General features: G+C 73.1%; 17 protein-coding genes. 8 read left to right on the top strand and 9 right to left on the bottom strand.

Annotation, left to right across the window (positions count from 1 at the left end):
* Positions 1-74: 74 nt before the first annotated feature.
* The gene (locus ABZ386_RS08575; protein WP_356670481.1) at positions 75-833 is read right to left on the bottom strand and encodes an IclR family transcriptional regulator; all 759 of its coding nucleotides are present in this window, start codon (positions 831-833) and stop codon (positions 75-77) included.
* Between the two features lie 141 nt (positions 834-974).
* On the opposite strand from ABZ386_RS08575, the gene ABZ386_RS08570 reads away from it, so the two are divergent.
* Genes ABZ386_RS08570 through hypE form a run of 7 tightly spaced genes read left to right on the top strand, consistent with a single transcriptional unit; the run spans position 975 to position 8887 of the window.
* Positions 975-2720 carry a hydrogenase maturation protein gene (locus tag ABZ386_RS08570; protein ID WP_358964304.1) on the top strand — a complete coding sequence of 582 codons (1746 nt, stop codon included), beginning with the start codon at positions 975-977 and terminating at the stop codon, positions 2718-2720.
* Complete coding sequence (locus ABZ386_RS08565) at positions 2717-3304, top strand: hydrogenase maturation protease (protein ID WP_351344028.1); 588 nt, start codon at positions 2717-2719, stop codon at positions 3302-3304. The genes ABZ386_RS08570 and ABZ386_RS08565 overlap by 4 nt, the downstream gene beginning before the upstream one ends.
* 49 nt (positions 3305-3353) lie before the next feature.
* Positions 3354-4091 carry a hydrogenase nickel incorporation protein HypB gene (hypB, locus tag ABZ386_RS08560; protein WP_351344025.1) on the top strand — a complete coding sequence of 246 codons (738 nt, stop codon included), beginning with the start codon at positions 3354-3356 and terminating at the stop codon, positions 4089-4091.
* The gene (gene hypF / locus ABZ386_RS08555) at positions 4088-6400 is read left to right on the top strand and encodes a carbamoyltransferase HypF (RefSeq protein WP_358964302.1); all 2313 of its coding nucleotides are present in this window, start codon (positions 4088-4090) and stop codon (positions 6398-6400) included. Before hypB ends, hypF begins: the two co-directional genes overlap by 4 nt.
* A gap of 3 nt (positions 6401-6403) precedes the next feature.
* Complete coding sequence (locus ABZ386_RS08550; RefSeq protein WP_351344019.1) at positions 6404-6685, top strand: HypC/HybG/HupF family hydrogenase formation chaperone; 282 nt, start codon at positions 6404-6406, stop codon at positions 6683-6685.
* Entirely contained in the window at positions 6682-7824 is a 1143-nt protein-coding gene (gene hypD / locus ABZ386_RS08545; RefSeq protein ID WP_351344016.1) for a hydrogenase formation protein HypD, read from the top strand. The genes ABZ386_RS08550 and hypD overlap by 4 nt, the downstream gene beginning before the upstream one ends.
* On the top strand, positions 7817-8887 hold the full coding sequence (gene hypE / locus ABZ386_RS08540; RefSeq protein WP_356619259.1) for a hydrogenase expression/formation protein HypE: 1071 nt from the start codon (positions 7817-7819) through the stop codon (positions 8885-8887). The genes hypD and hypE overlap by 8 nt, the downstream gene beginning before the upstream one ends.
* Positions 8888-8930: 43 nt before the next feature.
* Here the strand turns inward: hypE and hypA are convergent, their stop codons facing one another.
* From hypA to ABZ386_RS08500, 8 genes are all read right to left on the bottom strand, one after another.
* The gene (hypA, locus tag ABZ386_RS08535) at positions 8931-9281 is read right to left on the bottom strand and encodes a hydrogenase maturation nickel metallochaperone HypA (protein WP_351344010.1); all 351 of its coding nucleotides are present in this window, start codon (positions 9279-9281) and stop codon (positions 8931-8933) included.
* Positions 9282-9288: 7 nt separating this feature from the next.
* Positions 9289-9474, bottom strand: a complete 186-nt coding sequence (locus ABZ386_RS08530) for a hypothetical protein (protein ID WP_355728714.1) — start codon at positions 9472-9474, stop codon at positions 9289-9291.
* A gap of 119 nt (positions 9475-9593) precedes the next feature.
* Positions 9594-9800: a hypothetical protein gene (locus ABZ386_RS08525; protein ID WP_351344004.1), complete on the bottom strand. Its 207-nt coding sequence runs from the start codon at positions 9798-9800 to the stop codon at positions 9594-9596.
* 41 nt (positions 9801-9841) lie between these two features.
* Positions 9842-10438, bottom strand: a complete 597-nt coding sequence (locus ABZ386_RS08520) for a DUF5947 family protein (RefSeq protein ID WP_356503695.1) — start codon at positions 10436-10438, stop codon at positions 9842-9844.
* Entirely contained in the window at positions 10435-10983 is a 549-nt protein-coding gene (locus ABZ386_RS08515) for a NifU family protein (protein ID WP_356619261.1), read from the bottom strand. The genes ABZ386_RS08520 and ABZ386_RS08515 overlap by 4 nt, the downstream gene beginning before the upstream one ends.
* Positions 10976-12769: a nickel-dependent hydrogenase large subunit gene (locus tag ABZ386_RS08510; RefSeq protein ID WP_351343995.1), complete on the bottom strand. Its 1794-nt coding sequence runs from the start codon at positions 12767-12769 to the stop codon at positions 10976-10978. Before ABZ386_RS08510 ends, ABZ386_RS08515 begins: the two co-directional genes overlap by 8 nt.
* 49 nt (positions 12770-12818) lie before the next feature.
* Positions 12819-13907 (bottom strand): hydrogenase expression protein HypE, encoded by a 1089-nt coding sequence (locus ABZ386_RS08505; protein ID WP_031119308.1) that lies wholly within the window; start codon positions 13905-13907, stop codon positions 12819-12821.
* A 1-nt stretch (position 13908) separates the two neighbouring features.
* On the bottom strand, positions 13909-15423 hold the full coding sequence (locus ABZ386_RS08500; protein WP_358964300.1) for a hypothetical protein: 1515 nt from the start codon (positions 15421-15423) through the stop codon (positions 13909-13911).
* Positions 15424-15667: 244 nt separating this feature from the next.
* Between ABZ386_RS08500 and ABZ386_RS08495 the strand changes: the two genes are divergently transcribed.
* Positions 15668-17344 (top strand): NAD-dependent malic enzyme, encoded by a 1677-nt coding sequence (locus ABZ386_RS08495; RefSeq protein WP_358964451.1) that lies wholly within the window; start codon positions 15668-15670, stop codon positions 17342-17344.
* Positions 17345-17368 lie beyond the last annotated feature (24 nt).

Raw genomic sequence — 17368 nt, 5'->3', positions numbered from 1 at the left:
CGGGCGCGCACTACTGAAATGCCTGTTTCATCCAGAAAACGGGGTGAGGTCGGACACGGGCAAGGAGAGGATTTTCAGATAGTGAGCGAGAGGCTCCGGGTCACGCGGCTCGCGGTCGGGAGCAGCCGCTCCCGGATCTCCGGCAGCCGGGAGAGCCGGTTCGCCGGCAGGGAGACGCCGAGGGAGCCGAGCGTGTCGCCGCTGTAGACCGGGACGGCGACGCAGACGGTGCCCAGGGTGTACTCCTCCAGGTCCGTGACGGCCGGGGCGAGGGGCGGGGTCTCCAGCCGCCGGAGCAGTTCGGGCAGGCTGGTGATCGTCCGCGGGGTGAGGTCGGCGAGGTGGTGGCGGGAGAGGTAGTCCTTGCGGGCCTCCTCGTCCAGTTCGCGCAGCACGGTCTTGCCGAGTGCGGTGGCGTGCCCCGCGTCCTCGAAGCCGACCCAGAGGTCGACGCGGGGCGTTCCCGGACTGTCGACGATCTCGGCGACCCGGATCTCGCCGTCCTCGTAGAAGGTGAGGTAGGCGGCGGTCGCGAGTTCGTCCCGCAGGGCGGCGAGCGTGGGCCGGACGCGGCTGAGCAGTGCCTGCGCGCGGCCCGTGGTCCGCAGTGTCTGCAGCTTGTCGCCGAGGATGTACCCGCCGTCGTCCAGTTTCCGCACGTACCCGTCGTGCGTCAGGGTCCGCAGCAGGTGATAGGCGGTGGCCAGGGGCAGGCCCGTCTCCCGCGCCAGCTGCTTCGCCTGCGCGCCGTTCTCGTGCGCGCTCACCGCCTCCAGCAGCCGCATCGCCCGCTGGACGGAGGTGATGAGCGTAGGGCCGTCTCGCGCACCCATACGACCAGCGTGCGCCAGGCACACGGCGCGGGCAAGGCAGACCGGCGGCAGCCCCGGAGAGTAGGCCGGAAGCGGACGTGGGCCGCGAAACGCCGCTGTGGTCCTTCTCGGCCCTCCCGTCACCGGCGACCATGCCATGTCATGGACATCTTGCTCGTCGCCAGCGCGTTCAACAGCCTGTCCCAGCGCGTGTACGCGGAACTGTCGGACCAGGGGCACCGGGTGGACGTCGTCCTCGCCTCGCACGGCGCCGACGCGGTCCGCGCCGCCGTACGCGAGGTGGGACCGGAGCTGATCGTCGCCCCGATGCTGAAGTCGGCCCTGCCGGAGGACGTGTGGCGGGAGCACACCTGCCTGATCGTGCACCCGGGGCCGCCCGGCGACCGCGGCCCGTCCGCCCTGGACTGGGCGATCGCCGAGGAGGCGTCCGAGTGGGGCGTGACGGTGCTCCAGGCCGAGGCGGCGATGGACGCGGGCGACATCTGGGCGGACGGGACGTTCCCGGTGCCGCCGGCCGGCAAGAGCGACCTGTACCGCAACGAGGTGTCCGACGCGGCCGCGGCCGCCGTCCTGCTGGCCGTGCGGCGGTTCGCCGAGGGGTCCTTCAAGCCGCGCCCGCAGAGCGATCCGGGGATCCGTGTGATGTGGCGGGACTACTTCCGCCAGGAGCAGCGGCGGATCGACTGGGAGCACGACGACACCTCGACGGTGCTGCGCAAGCTCCGCGGGGCCGATTCGCAGCCGGGCGTCCTGGACGAGCTCTGCGGCCGGGAGGTGTTCCTGCACGGCGGGCACCCCGAGGACCGGCTGCGCGGGCGGCCCGGGGAACTGCTCGCGACCCGGTCCGGCGCGGTCTGCCGGGCCACCCGGGACGGCGCGGTGTGGATCCCGGAGCTGCGCCCGCGCAAGACCTCCGGCGACCCGGCGCCGTTCCGCCGCCCGGCCGCCTCGGTGCTCGCCGGTTTCCCGGCGCCGCCCGGCAGCGGCCCGGGCATGCCGGGTTCGAACGGCCGCCCGTACTGGCTGCCGGAGATCGCCGTCCCGCTCGAACTGCCCCCGGAGCGCACCACCTGGACGGACATCCGCTACCGGCAGCGGGGGGATGTCGGCTTCCTGTCGTTCTCGTTCCCGGGCGGGGCGATGAGCACCGTCCACTGCCGCAGGCTGCTCGCCGCCTACCGGTACGCGCTCACCCGCCGCACCTCGGTGCTGGTGCTCGGCGGTGCCCGAGACTTCTTCTCCAACGGCATCCACCTCAACGTCATCGAGGCGGCGGGCGACCCGGCGGAGGAGTCCTGGTCCAACCTCGTCGCCATGAACGACCTGGTCGAGGCCGTGCTGCGGACCACCGACCGGGTGGTGGTGGCGGCCCTCGGCGGCAACGCGGCGGCCGGCGGCGTGATGCTCGCCCTGGCCGCCGACGAGGTGTGGTGCCGCACGGGCAGCGTCCTCAACCCGCACTACCGGAACATGGGCCTGTACGGCTCGGAGTACTGGACGTACTCGCTGCCGCGCCGCGTCGGAGCCGAGGCGGCGGAGCGGCTGACGAGCGAGGCGCTGCCGGTGAGCGCGGCGAGTGCCGAGCGGATCGGGCTGGTGGACCGTCTGGTGCCGGTGCCCGCCGCGGGGTTCGCCACGGAGGTCGAGCGCCTGGCCGCCGAGGTGGCCGCCGACCCGGACCTCGCCCGCCGGATCACCACCAAGGCCACGGCACGGCACGCGGACGAACTCCAGCGGCCCCTCGCGGAGTACCGGCGCACCGAGCTCGCCCGCATGCGTGCCGTCTTCTTCGACCCGCAGGCCCCGTACCACGCGCTGCGCTCCGCGTTCGTCCGCAAGCTCCCGCACGGCTCCGCCCGGCCGCTGGTCCGGGAGGGTGCGCGGTGAGCGCGCGGCTGCTCGTGGCGGGCGTCGGCAACATCTTCCTCGCGGACGACGCCTTCGGCCCCGAGGTGATCCGCGCCCTGGACCGGCACCCGCTGCCGCCCGGGGTGCGGGTGCGGGACTTCGGCATCCGCGGCATGGACCTGGCGTACGAACTGCTCGACGGCTACGACACGGCCGTCCTGGTCGACGCGTCCGTCCGGGGACACGCGCCGGGCACCCTGTCGCTGATCGAGCCGGACCTGCCCGGCGATTCCGCGACGGCCGCTCCTCCCGAGGCGCACGGCATGGACCCGGCGAAGGTCCTCGCCCTCGCCGCCCACCTGGGCGACGAGCCGCTCCCCCGCGTCCTGGTCCTGGCCTGCGAACCCGAGCTGCGGGCGCCCGCCGACGAGGACATCGCCCCGGGCGTCAGCGCGACCGTGCGCGAGGCGGTCGATCGGGCCGTCGCGGCGCTGCACACCATGGTCCCGGTGCTGCTCGCCGACCCGGCGGCCACGCCCCCGTTGAGCCGCCCGGACGAATCCGCCGCCCTGTCCCCGGCCGGGCTGCGGGGATCGGTGAGCGGGGGCGCCCAGGATCGGTAGCGGAACGATTTCCCTACCGATTCCCTACCGAGCGCGAGGAGCGGCGCCCATGTGCGATTCCATGGACGAGGTCACCCGGGCCGTCCTGGCGAGGAACGACGGTCTGGCGGCGGGCCTGCGCGAGGAACTGGCCCGGCGGGCGGTGAGCGTGGTCAACCTGCTGTCCAGCCCGGGCAGCGGCAAGACGGAACTACTCGGCCGGGTGCTGGCCCGGGCGGTGGAGCGGGGCCTTCCGGTGGCCGCGCTCACCGCCGACCTGGCGACCGAGAACGACGCCGACCGGCTGGCCCGTTCCGGGGCCCCGGTGAAGCAGCTGCTGACCGACGGGCTGTGCCATCTGGAGGCGCGGCAGCTGCGCGGCCACGTGGAGGGCTGGCTGCCCAAGGGCACCTCGCTGCTGTTCGTGGAGAACGTCGGCAACCTCGTGTGCCCGGCCTCCTACGACCTCGGCGAGAGTCTGCGGATCGTCCTCATGGCGGTGACGGAGGGCGAGGACAAGCCGCTCAAGTACCCCACGGCCTTCGGGTCCGCCCACCTCGTGGTGCTGACCAAGACGGATCTGGCGGGACCGGCCGGGTTCGACGAGGCCGCCTTCGACGCCCACGTGCAGCGGGTCAACCCCGGGGTGGAGGTGCTGCGGTCGTGCGCGCGCACCGGGGTCGGTGTGGACGCCCTGCTGGAGCGGGTGCTCGCCGTACGGGACGGGGCGCCGGTGCACCGGCCTCCGCTGGCGCCCCGCCCGCACACGCACGCCCATGAGGACGCCGAAGCCGGCCTCGTCCCGTGACCGCGCCGGTCGCACAGGCGGTGCGCCGCCGCGTCACCGTGCGCGGCACCGTGCAGGGCGTGGGCTTCCGCCCCTTCGTGCACCGCCTGGCCACCGATCTCGCCCTCGCGGGGTTCGTGAGCAACACCGCGAGCGGTGTCGTCATCGAGGTGGAGGGCCCGCCGGAGGGCGTCGCCGACTTCTGCGACCGGCTGGCCGCGGAGCCACCGCCGCTGGCGACCGTCACCGGTGTCGGGGTCGAGGACCTGCCCGTCATGGGCGCCGACGGCACCTTCAGCATCCGCTCCACGGACCGCTCCCCGGGCCGCACCCACCTCCCGCCCGACACGGCGACCTGCGGCGACTGCCTGCGGGAGCTGACCGATCCGGCCGACCGCCGGCACCGGCACCCGTTCGTCACCTGCACCCACTGCGGGCCCCGCTTCACCATCGCCACCGGCATGCCGTACGACCGGGCGGTGACGACCATGGCCGGCTTCCCGATGTGCGCCGGCTGCGCACGGGAGTACGGCGATCCCCTCGACCGGCGCTTCCACGCCCAGCCCGTGGCCTGCCCCGAGTGCGGTCCCCGGCTGCGTCTGGTGCCCGCCGCCGGGAGCGGGGTCCGCCCGGCGCGGGACGCCGACGCCCTCGCGGCGGCGCGGGCGCTGCTGGCCGCCGGGCGGATCGTCGCCGTCAAGGGCCTCGGCGGCTACCACCTGGCGTGTGACGCCACCGACGCGCGGGCCGTCGAGACGCTGCGCACCCGCAAGGCGCGCGGCGGCAAGCCGTTCGCGGTGATGTGCGCGGACCTGGACGCCGTCCGGCGGATCGCCGAGCCCTCCCCCGCCGAGACGGCGGCCCTCACCGGCCCCCGGCACCCCATCGTCCTGCTGCGCCGGCGCCCGGGGCCGGCCGGTCTCGCGCCCGGCGTCTGCCCCGGCAGCCCGCACCTGGGCGTGCTGCTGCCCTACACCCCCGTGCACACCCTGCTGTTCGGACTGCCCGGTGATCCGCCGGGTCCGCGGGTGCTGGTCATGACGAGCGGCAACCGCTCCGGGGAGCCGATCGTCACGGACGACGACGAGGCGCTGACCCGGCTGGCCGGTCTGGCCGACGCCTGGCTCGCCCACGACCGGCCCATCGCCTCGCCCTGCGACGACTCCCTGCTGCGGGTGCGGCCCGACGGCACCGAGCAGGTGCTGCGCCGCTCCCGCGGGTACGTTCCCCGCCCGCTGCGCCTGCCGGTGCCGGTGCGGCCCGCGCTCGCCGTGGGCGGCGACCTGAAGAACGCCCTGTGCCTCGGCGCGGACGACCAGGCCTGGTTCGGCCCGCACATCGGCGACATGGGCGACCTCGCAGGCCTGGAGGCGGCCCGCCGGGCGGAGGCGCACCTGCGGTGCCTGACCGGCGTCACCCCCGAACTCGTCGCCGCCGACCGGCACCCGGGATACCACTCGACACAGTGGGCCGCCCGGCTGGCCGGGAGCGCCCCCGTGCTCGTCCAGCACCACCACGCGCACCTCGCCTCGGCGATGGCCGAGCACGGCCTCGACGGCACGACGCCGGTGATCGGCGTCGCCTTCGACGGCACGGGCTACGGCGGCGACGGCACCGTCTGGGGCGGCGAGATCCTGCTCGCCGACTACCGCGGCTTCCGGCGCTACGCCCACCTCGCCCCCGCCCCGCTCCCCGGCGGGGACGCGGGCGTGGCCAACCCCTGCCGCCTGGCGCTCGCCCGGCTGTGGGCGGCGGGGCTGCCGTGGGACCCGGACCTGCCCTGTGTGGACGCCTGCGCGCCCGGCGAACTGGCCGTGCTGGAGAGGCAGTTGGCCGGCGGGCTGGCCTGTGTGGCGACCTCGGGCATGGGCCGGCTGTTCGACGCCGTGTCGTCCCTGGTGGGCGTGTGCCATCGCGCGGGGTACGAGGCCCAGGCCGCCCTGGAGCTGGAGGCGGCGGCCGCCTCGGCGTGGGACACCGAGACCTCGGCGTACGCCTTCACCGGCGATCTCGACCCGGCGCCCGTGCTGCGGGCGCTGGTCACCGATCTGCGGCGCGGTACCCCGGCCCCCGTGCTCGCCGCCCGCTTCCACCGCGCGGTGGCGCGGGCCGTCGCGGGGATCTGCGGGCGTGCGCGCCGGGACACGGGCCTGGCCACCGTCGCGCTCAGCGGCGGGGTGTTCGCCAACGCGCTGCTGGAGGAGGAGTGCACCCGGCTGCTGGTCACGGACGGCTTCACGGTGCTCCGCCACGGCGAAGTCCCGCCGAACGACGGCGGGCTGGCCCTCGGCCAGCTGGTGGTCGCGGCGCACCTACGACAGGAGGAGTGACCCATGTGTTTGGCAGTGCCCGGCAAGGTCGTGTCCATCGACGACAGTGCCGATCCGCTCACCGGGCTGATCGACTTCGGCGGCGTGCGGAAGCAGGCGTGCCTGGAGTACGTGTCCGACGTGAAGGTCGGTGAGTACGTCATCGTGCACGTCGGCTTCGCGCTCCAGCGCCTGGACGAGGAGTCGGCCCTGGCCTCCCTGAAGCTGTTCGAGGAACTGGGGCTCCTGGAGGAGGAGTTCGGCGACGCCTGGGAGCAGGCGGCGAAGGAGGCGGGAACGGCGTGAAGTACATCGACGAGTTCAACGACCCCGAGCTGGCCCGGCGCCTGCTGGACGAGATCCGCGCCACGGCGACCCGGCCGTGGGCCCTGATGGAGGTGTGCGGCGGCCAGACCCACTCGATCATCCGGCACGGCATCGACCAACTGCTGCCCGAACAGGTCGAGTTGATCCACGGACCGGGCTGCCCGGTCTGTGTCACGCCGCTGGAGGTCATCGACAAGGCGCTGGAGATCGCCGCCCGCCCCGGCGTGATCTTCTGCTCCTTCGGCGACATGCTCCGGGTACCGGGCACCGACCGGGACCTGTTCCGGGTCAAGGGCGAGGGCGGCGACGTCCGCGTGGTCTACTCACCGCTCGACGCCCTGGAGCTGGCCCGCCGCCACCCGGACCGGGAGGTGGTGTTCTTCGCCATCGGCTTCGAGACCACCGCCCCCGCCAACGCCATGGCCGTGCACCAGGCACGCCGTCTGGGGCTGACCAACTTCAGCCTGCTGGTGTCGCACGTGCGGGTGCCCCCGGCCATCGAGGCGATCATGACGGCCCCGGCCTGCCGGGTGCAGGGCTTCCTGGCCGCCGGGCACGTGTGCAGTGTGATGGGCACGGCCGAGTACCCGCAGCTCGCCGAACGGTTCGGCGTTCCCATGGTCGTGACGGGCTTCGAGCCGCTGGACATCCTGGAGGGCATCCGCCGGGCGGTCCGCCAGCTGGAGCGCGGTGAGCACCGGGTGGAGAACGCCTACCCGCGGGCCGTGCGCGAGGACGGCAACCCCGCCGCCGTGCGCATGATCGAGGAGGTGTTCGAGGTCACCGACCGCAACTGGCGCGGCATCGGGCCCATCCCCGCGAGCGGCTGGCGGCTGACCGACGCCTTCCGCGTGTACGACGCCGAGCACCGCTTCGACGTCACCGGGATCCGGACCGAGGAGCCCGCCGAATGCCGGGCCGGCGAGGTGCTGCAGGGCCTGATCAAGCCCACCGAGTGCGCCGCGTTCGGCACCAGCTGCACCCCGCGCACCCCGCTCGGCGCCACCATGGTCTCCAGCGAGGGCGCCTGCGCGGCCTACTACCTGTACCGCCGGATGAACGCCCCGACGCCGCCGGCCGGCGGGGCCTCGCAGGAGGAGGTGGCTCCCGTTGCCTGAGCGACTCGCCGAGGTGGTGGACCCGGCCGGCTGGACGTGTCCCGCCCCGCTGCGCGACCAGGGAGTGGTGGTGATGGGGCACGGCGGAGGCGGCGCCCTGTCGGCCGAACTGGTGGAGCGGGTCTTCACCCCCGCCTACGGCAACGCCGTCCTAGCCGGTCTCGCGGACTCCGCCGTCCTCGAGCTGGGCGGCGCGCGGCTGGCGTTCTCCACCGACTCCTATGTCGTCAGGCCGCTGTTCTTCCCGGGCGGCAGCCTGGGCGACCTCGCGGTGAACGGCACCGTCAACGACCTGGCGATGAGCGGTGCCCGGCCCGCGTACCTGTCGGCCGCCTTCGTGCTGGAGGAGGGCGTGGAGCTGTCGGTCGTCGAACGGATCGCGCGGGCGATGGGCGCGGCGGCCGGGACGGCCGGGGTGACCATCGCCACGGGTGACACCAAGGTGGTGGAGTCCGGGCACGGCGACGGGGTGTACGTCACCACCGCCGGGGTGGGGCTCGTGCCCGACGGGGTGGACATCCGGCCGCAGCGGGCGCGACCCGGGGACGCCGTCATCGTCAGCGGGCCGATCGGCCTGCACGGAGTGGCGATCATGAGCGTCCGGGAGGGCCTGGAGTTCGGGGTGGAGGTCGCCAGCGACACCGCGCCGCTGGCGGATCTGGTGGCGGCCATGCTGGCCGTCACCCCGGACATCCATGTGCTGCGCGATCCCACCAGGGGCGGCCTGGGGGCGTCCCTGAACGAGATCGCCCGGGCGTCCGGGACCGGTGTCCGGTTGCAGGAGCGGGCGGTCCCGGTGCCGGACGCCGTGGCGAACGCCTGCGGTTTCCTCGGGCTCGATCCCCTGTACGTCGCCAACGAGGGGCGACTGGTCGCCTTCGTCCCACCGGCGGAGGCGGAGGAGGTGCTCGCCGCGATGCGGGCGCATCCGCAGGGCGCCGGGGCCACGCGGATCGGCGAGTGCGTCGCCGAGCACCCGGGGATGGTGGTGGTCGCCACCGGTCTCGGCGGGACCCGGGTGGTGGACCTGCCGCTCGGCGAGCAGCTGCCGCGCATCTGCTGACCCGCGCGAAGGGCCCCGCCGGCCGGGCCGGCGGGGCCCTTCGCTAGGTCGTGACCGGTTCGATCCCGGTGATCTCCAGTTCCCGGCCGCTGCGCAGGTCGTTGGAGGGCCGGTCGCAGCGCGGGCACCAGAAGAACGGGGGGATGCCCACCGCGAACTCCTCGGCGCACGGGCCGCACCAGGCCTGCGCGGGCACCTGCTCGACCACGAGCCGCGCCCCGGCGAGGGCGGTGCCGTCGCGGGCCACTTCGAAGGCGAAGTCCAGGGCGTCGGGGACGACGCCCGCCAGCTCGCCGACCCGGACGGTCACTGCCGAGACGGCGTCCGTCCCGTCCGCCCGGGCCAGCTCACCGGCCCGCTCGATGATCGCGGTAGCGATCGACAGTTCGTGCACGGCGGGCTCACGGGTAGCGGTGTCCGGCGCGGAAACCGCCGGCCATCCGCCAGATCCGCATCTCCCGCCTCAGGCTGGGGAACTCCCAGCACAGCAGGCCCAGGGCCAGACCGCCCACCAGGACGGCCTCGGCCTTCAGCACCCGCTGCCCGCTCATCCCGCCCCGCCCGCGCGCGACGGGTCCGCGTGCCATGGATCTGCGTGACATGGGTCTGTGTGACATGGGTCTGTGTGACATGGATCTGTGTGACATGGATCTGTGTGCTCGTCGGACCTTCATCGCGGCGGCTCCCTGCTCTCTGATCACGGCTGTCATCCCGGCGAGATGTTCGGCATGGTCTCGGCGAGGGCGTCATGCCGCTTCCAGTGGATTCCCGTGGAGCGGCGCGCGTCGGCGGTGCCGTCCTCGTTGTGACCCTTCTGCTGGTCGTACCGTCCCTTGTTGCCCTGGTGCAGGCCGGCGACGTGCCGGGGCGTGTCCGGCTTCGCCTGGGGCCGGCCCACTCTGATGCTGCCCATGGGTGTTCTCCTTCCTCGCCTCCGACGTGCGGAGTGCGTGCTCATGGCCGCTCGGTGAGGTCCTCGAAGAACCGCTCGACGGCCGGCCAGATCCGGCCGCCGCCGGACAGGCCGCGCCACTCCCGGCGGACGACGGCGACCATCCGGTAGCAGTCGTCGATCGGCACGATCCAGTGGTGGTCCAGGCCGTGGACGGTGTTCACCAGCAGGGCCTCCACCTCGGGTTCCACGGTCGCGAGCTGCGGACACGTGCGGGCCAGTTCCTGCCAGGCCGCCGCGTCCACCTCCCAGCGCATGGCCCCGGCCGGACTCGGTCCCTGGGCGGTGACGGTGCCGTCCGCCCGGGGCACGAAGAACACCAGGCCGACGGGTACGCCGAGCACGGCCGTGTCGACCTCGGGCAGCCGGATCCGGCGCCGGGGCACCAGCCGGTACTGCCCGTCACCCGCCCCGGCCTCGGCGAACAGCACCGAGCAGGGGCCGCAGGCGCAGCGCACCTCCTCCTGCCCGGTGTCGTACAGGTGGGCGTGTTCCTCGGCGACCGGCGCGGCGCACAGGTCGCACACCTCCGTCCGGGCCGCCGCCGTGCGCTCGGCGGCGGAGCGGATGAGGCGGGCCAGCGCCCCGTCGGTGGTCACGGCGTGCCCCGGTGGGTGAGCGTGGCCAGCGGCACGAAGGCGGGGGCGGGGGCGGTGTCGGTCAGCGGCTCGACGGCCGTCAGCTCGGGGGCCGCGGCGAGCACCGCCGCCCGGACCGCCTCGGTGACCTCGGAGGTGCCGCCACCGCCGCCGCAGCCGGAGCCGCAGCCACCGCCCGTCGTCAGCCGCACTCGGGCGACCTCGCCCTCCACGCCGGCCCACTCCACGTCCCCGCCCCGCTCCCGGACGGCCGGGCGCAGCCGTTCGACCGCGCGGGCCGCCCGGCGCTCGGCGGGCTCGGGGTGGATGTCGTGCAGGACGAGCAGGTGCTCCAGCAGCTCGTCCTCGGCGAGGCGTGCGGCCAGTTCCTCGTCGGCCCGGTCCAGGACGCGGGCCAGGGCCTCGCCGTAGACCTCGGTCAGCAGCCGGACCGCCTCGGTGGCGGGGCCGGGGAGGGATGCGAGGGCTTCCAGGACCTCGTCGAGCCGGGCGAGCCGGGCCTCGACGTCCGGGTCGGCCAGCCGTGCGGCGGCGGGCTCAGCCATGGTTCGCTCCGTAGGTCGGCGAGTGCAGGGTGGTGAGGGTCTTGCCCTTGCCGACGTACATGTGCACACCGCACGGCAGACAGGGGTCGAAGCTGCGGACCGTGCGCATGATGTCGACGCCCTTGAAGTCGTCCGGTCCGTTCTCCTCGAAGATCGGCTGGCCCTGGACGGCGTCCTCGTACGGGCCCGGCGTGCCGTACATGTCGCGGGGGCTGGCGTTCCACGGGGTCGGCGGGTACGGGTGGTAGTTGGCGATCTTCTTGTCCTTGATCACCAGGTGGTGGGAGAGGACACCGCGCACGGCCTCGTGGAAGCCGCAGCCGATCGCCTCGTCGGGCACCTCGTAGTTCTCGAACACCTTGGTCTCGCCGGCGCGCACCATGCCCATGGCCTCTTCGAGGAACTGCAGGGCCATGGCGGCGGCGTAGGCCACGAAGTACGGCCGGGCGCGGTCGCGTTCGATGGTGTTGCTCCAGCGCGGGATGCGCCACTCCAGGGTGGTCTCCGGCAGGGACTCGCCCTTGGGCAGGGAGATGCGCACGCTGTGGCCGGTGGACTTGACGTACGGGGTGTCGACCAGGCCGCTCAGCGCGGTGGACCACAGGCGGGCGAGCGGGCCGCCGCCGGTGTCCAGGGCGAGGTGGTCGCCGGTGCGCTGGTCGAACCAGCGGGGGCTCATGACCCAGCTGTACTTGTCGTCGAAGTCGCGCTTCTGCGGCACCGGGACGGTGGTCTGGTTCCAGGGGTGGCGCATGTCGACCGGGTTGCCGAGCGGGTCGTGGGTGACGAAGGGCGTCTCGTTGACCCAGTCCTCGTAGTAGGAGCTGCCGAGCATGATGCGCAGGCCGAGATTGATGTCGACGAGGTTGTTGGTGACCAGTTCGCCGTCGACGATGATGCCCGGGGTGACGTACATGGCCTTGCCCCAGGTGTTCATCGACTCGTAGCGGTAGTCGACGACCTTGGGGTCCTGGAAGGCTCCCCAGCAGCCCAGCAGGACGCGGCGGCGGCCGACCTCCTCGTAGCCGGGCAGTGCCTCGTAGAAGAAGTCGAAGACGTCGTCGTTCATGGCGACGGCCTTCTTCACGAAGTCGATGACCCGCATCAGGCGGCTGAGGTAGTCGGTGAACGCGGTGGGCTGCGGCATCGTGCCGACGCCGCCCGGGTAGAGCGTGGAGGGGTGGACGTGCCGCCCCTCCATCAGGCAGAACATCTCCCGGGTGACCCGGCTGACCTTCAGGGCCTCCTTGTAGACCTCGCCCTCGAAGGGGTTGAAGGCCTTCATGATGTCGGCGATCGTGCGGTAGCCGTGGATGTCGCCGCGGGGCGCGTCGGTGCGTTCGGCGCGGGCCAGCACGCCGGGGTTGGTGGCCTTGACCATCGCCTCGCAGAAGTCCACGAAGACCAGGTTGTCCTGGAAGATCGTGTGGTCGAACATGTACTCGGCGGCCTCGCCGAGGTTGACGATGTGCTCGGCCAGCGGGGGCGGCTTGACGCCGTAGGCCATCTGCTGGGCGTAGTCGGAGCAGGTGGTGTGGTTGTCGCCGCAGATGCCGCAGATCCGGGACGTGATGAAGCCCGCGTCGCGCGGGTCCTTGCCCTTCATGAACACCGAGTAGCCGCGGAACAGCGACGAGGTGCTGTGGCATTCGACGACTTCCCGGTTGGCGAAGTCGATCTTCGTGTAGATGCCCAGGTTCCCGATGATCCGGGTGATCGGGTCCCAGGACATGTCCACGAGCTGTGGCGGTTTGCGCTCGGTGGGCCGGGCCTCGGTGGTGGTCATCTGCGGTACTGCCCCTCGTGGTCGGTGGTGGGGTGGGTCGCGGGTCGCATCAGGGCCGCCAGCGCGGGTCGTAGCCGCTGGTCAGCTTGCGTTTGTTGTGGCGCCACTTGGGCTCGTGGTTGACCAGTTCGTTGGTCATGCCGCGCAGCCGGCGGATGACGGCGCCGTACGGCTTGATCGCCAGGGACGACAGGGTGCCGCCCGGGGGTTCGTCCATGAACGGCATGAACGCGTCGGGGAAGCCGGGCATCGTGCAGCCGATGCAGATGCCGCCGACGTTCGGGCAGCCGCCGAGGCCGCCCATCCAGCCGCGCTTGGGCACGTTGCAGTTGACGACCGGTCCCCAGCAGCCCGTCTTGACCAGGCACTTGGGCGAGTTGTAGTCCTTCGCGAAGCTGGCCTGCTCGTAGTAGGAGCCCCGGTCGCAGCCCTCGTGGACGGTCTTCCCGAACAGCCACTGGGGGCGCAGCATGTGGTCGAGCGGGGGCGGGGGTGCGGAGCCGGCCGCGTGGTAGAGGACCCAGATCAAGGTCTCCATGAAGTTCTCGGGCTGGATCGGGCAGCCCGGCACGTTGACGACCGGCAGTCCGGCCTGGGAGGTGTAGTCCCAGCCGAGGTAGTCGGCGAGGCCCATGCAGCCGGTGGGGTTGCCGGACATGGCGTGGATGCCGCCGAAGGTGGCGCAGGTGCCGGCGGCGACCACCGCCCAGGCCTTGGGGGCGAGTTGGTCGATCCACCAGTTGAGGGTCTGCGGCTCGCCGGTCTCCGGGTCGTTGCCGAAGGAGGTCCAGTAGCCGTCGCCCTCGATGATGTTCTGGTTGGGGATCGAGCCCTCGATCACCAGGATGAACGGGGCGAGTTCGCCCCGTACGGCCGCCCGGTAGGGGGCGAGGAAGTCCTCGCCGCCCAGGCTCGGGGAGAGCACCTTGTTGACCAGGTTGACCTTGGGCAGGCCGGGGATCAGGCCGAGCACCAGGTCCTCGATGGAGGGCTGGTCGGCGGCGGTGAGCGAGACGGTGTCGCCGTCGCAGCTCATGCCCTCGGAGATCCAGAGGATGGTGATCTCGTCTATGCCCTGGCGGTCCTCGGCCCGTTCGGGCTCCTTGCTGACTTCGGTGGTGCTGCTGTGGGTTGTCATGTCACTCGGCCTCCGCTGCGGGGGTCTCGGAGTCGGTCGTGTGCCGCGAGGGGGCCGCGGCGGGAGCCGGTGCCGACGGCTCGTCCGGGGATCCGGCGGGCCCGAGGGGTTCGAGCTCGTCGGGCCGGAAGTAGTGGAAGCGGCCGTACCAGGAGTGCAGTTCGGCCGCGGGGTCGTCGTCGAGGGTGACGGCGAGGTGCACGCTGCCGTCGACGTCGTGGAAGACGGCGGCGACCTCGGCGGTCCGCCCGGCCAGGAACATGTCCTGGGCGTCGGCGCCGCGGCCGCGGGGGCGCAGCCGTACCCGGCTGCCGCCGCCGAGCCGGACGCCGTCGACGAGCACGGTGTCGGTGGACGGCGAGAGTCCGTCGTCGGCGCCCTCCTGCCACCAGGAGGGGCGGTCGGCGGGTGCCGGAGCGGGCGGGGCGGACGGCGCCAGGGAGCGGACGGCGCCGTGCAGTCGTTCGAAGACCTCCTGCGGCATGGTGTCGACGCGGTCCAGGATCGCCGCCGCCCGGGGGTCGGTGGCCCGGGCCTCGCGCTTCTCCTCGTCGGTCAGCAGCATCGTGCGCAGCGTGAGGATCTCGTCGATCTCGGCGGCGTCGTGCAGGTCGCCCGGGCTCTCGGGGGCCACCTGGGGGTGGTCGGGCAGGATGATCGGGGCGGACAGCACAACGCGTGCGGTGTCCTCGGCCGTACCGCCGAGGACGGGAAAGGTGAACTCGTTCCGGCAGGCGCGCGTGGGCGCTTCGAGGTCCGTGGGCGGGTCGATGAGCGAGACGAACTCCACGCCCTCGCCGCCGATGAGGGTGTGGGTGGCGATGAGGGCCCGGCGCAGAGCCTCCTCACGCGAGGTCCGCGGTGCCGGCCCGGGCGCGGTGTTCGCGGTCCGCACGCGCAGCCGGCACAGGTCGTCCGAGAGCCGCTCGGCGGTGACGGTGGTCTCGGCCCGTACCTCTTCGCGTCGCCGCACCACCCGCCCGGCGCCTCCGGGCAGCGGCTCGATGTCCTCGCCGGCCGCGGCGCCCACCGCGACGGTGCGTCCGCCGCGCAGGAGCTCGTCGAGGGGGACCTCGATGCCGGCTTCACGCGGTACGGCCTCGTCGAAGGTCAGGTGCGCGGTGCCGTCGTCGGTGCGCAGCGACTCGACGGGGCGCTGGCCGGTGTCCTCCACCTGCTTGCGCTGCATCTGGAGGTAGCGGATCCGCACGCGTACGCGGGCGCTGTCGGGCCGCCGGACCCGCAGCAGGCACTCGGTCTGCTGGTACCAGGAGTCGGCGGAGCCGGAGACGCCGGGGACGACCGGGCCGTCCGACTCCACCCAGTCCCGGGGGAACAGCACGCCGAACTGCCAGCGGACGCGGTTCTTGGCCGAGGAACGGCGGTAGGGGTAGAGGAGGTAGCCCTCGTAGAGGACGGCGTCGGCGACGGCGCTGAGCTGCTCGAACACGGGCAGGTCCGCACCGCCCCGTGTGGCGGCGCTCTCCGCGCCCGTCTCGACCACTGCCTCCGCCATCGCGCCTCCTCGTCCCGGTCTGCACGCGCATCCCTTCCACCACGTTCACACCGGTCATCCACCGTCGCCTCCTCCGGCGCAGTGGCGCTGGGCTGTTCGGGTTGTCCACGGGGGGGTGCCTCCGCGGGCGGCGGTGTGCGGGGCGACGGCCGTACCGGCGATACGGGGCGTGCGGGGAGAATGCCCTCGGTGGATGGCGCAGCTCACCCGCAAGATCCAGCCATTCGCGGGAACACGTCACCCCATGGACCAGCCGATGAACCTCCCCCGCCCCACCACGAGCCCCGCCGTCACGACCCTGGCCGACCCGCTGGTCAACAAGGGCACCGCCTTCAGCCGCGGCGAACGCGAGGCACTCGGTCTCGACGGACTCCTCCCGCCCGCCGTCGAGACCCTGGACGAACAGGTCGCCCGGGCCTACGAGGCGTTCCGCGGTTACGACAAGCCCCTCAACCGGCACATCTACCTGCGGCAGCTGCAGGACACCAACGAGGTGCTCTTCTACCGTCTGGTCACCGAGCGCCTGGAGGAGCTGCTGCCCGTCGTCTACACCCCGACGGTGGGTGAGGCCTGCCAGCGGTTCAGCGAGATCTACCGGCGGCCCCGGGGTCTGTTCCTGACCTGGGAGGACCGGCACCGCTTCCGGGACATCCTGCGCAACCGCCCGCACCCGGACCAGGACGTGGACGTCATCGTCGTCACCGACGGTCAGCGCATCCTCGGCCTGGGCGACCAGGGCGTCGGCGGCATGGGCATCCCGATCGGCAAGCTCAGCCTCTACACGGCGATCGGCGGCATCCACCCCGCCCGCACCCTGCCGATCCTGCTCGACGTCGGCACGGACAACGAGGAACTGCTCGACAACCCGCGCTACCTGGGCCGCCGCGCCCGCAGGCTGACCGGCGCCGAGTACGACGAGATGATCGAGGCGTTCGTGTCGGCGGTCGAGGCGGAGCTGCCGGGGACGCTGCTGCAGTGGGAGGACTTCGCCACCGCCCACGCGTATCCGATCCTGGAGCACTACCGTGACCGGCTGCTCACCTTCAACGACGACATCCAGGGCACGGCGTCCGTGACGCTCGGCGCCCTGTCGACCGCCGCGGACGTGGCGGGCACCCCGCTGCGCGAACAGCGCCTGGTGATCCTGGGCGCGGGGTCGGCCGCCATCGGCGTCGCCGACATGATCCGTACGGCGATGACCGACGAGGGGCTGCCGGAGGACGAGGCCACGGATCGGTTCTGGATCCTCGACGTGGACGGCCTGCTGGTGTCCTCCCGCACCGAACTGACGCCCCAGCAGCGGAAGTTCGCGCGCGACGACGGTGAGGTGGCCGGCTGGGACGGCACCGGGCTCGCCGAGGTGGTGCGCCGCGTGGAGCCGACGGCGCTCATCGGGCTGTCGACGGCTCATGGCGCGTTCACCGAGGAGATCGTCCGGCAGATGGCCTCGACCTGCGAACGGCCCGTCATTTTCCCGCTCTCCAACCCCACCTCCCACTCCGAGGCCGACCCCGCCGACCTCACCCGGTGGACCGACGGGCGGGCGCTGATCGCCACCGGTTCGCCCTTCCCGCCGCTGACGGTGGACGGGCGCGAGGTGCCGGTGGCCCAGTCGAACAACGTGTACGTCTTCCCGGCCATGGGCCTCGCGGTGACCGCGAGCCGCGCCACGCGCGTCACCGACCGCATGTTCGTGGCCGCCGCCCGGGCCGTCGCGCAGTGCGCGGTGCGCGCGGCGGACGGCGACGACGGGCCCGTACCGCTGCTGCCGCCCCTGGCCGGCATGCGGGAGGCGGCCCGCGAGATCGCTCTGGCCGCGGCCCTCGCCGCCGTCGAGGACGGGGTGGCCCCGCAGGCCACGGAGGAGGAACTGCGCAAGGCGGTCGCGCAGGCGCAGTGGACGCCCCGCTACGCGGACTGAACACCGCCGCGTGCCCGCCCTCCG

Source organism: Streptomyces sp. NPDC006140, from assembly GCF_040628815.1.
GTDB lineage: Bacteria > Actinomycetota > Actinomycetes > Streptomycetales > Streptomycetaceae > Streptomyces.
Note: the sequence above shows the minus strand (reverse complement) of the source record. Positions and strands in the feature narration are given on the sequence as shown.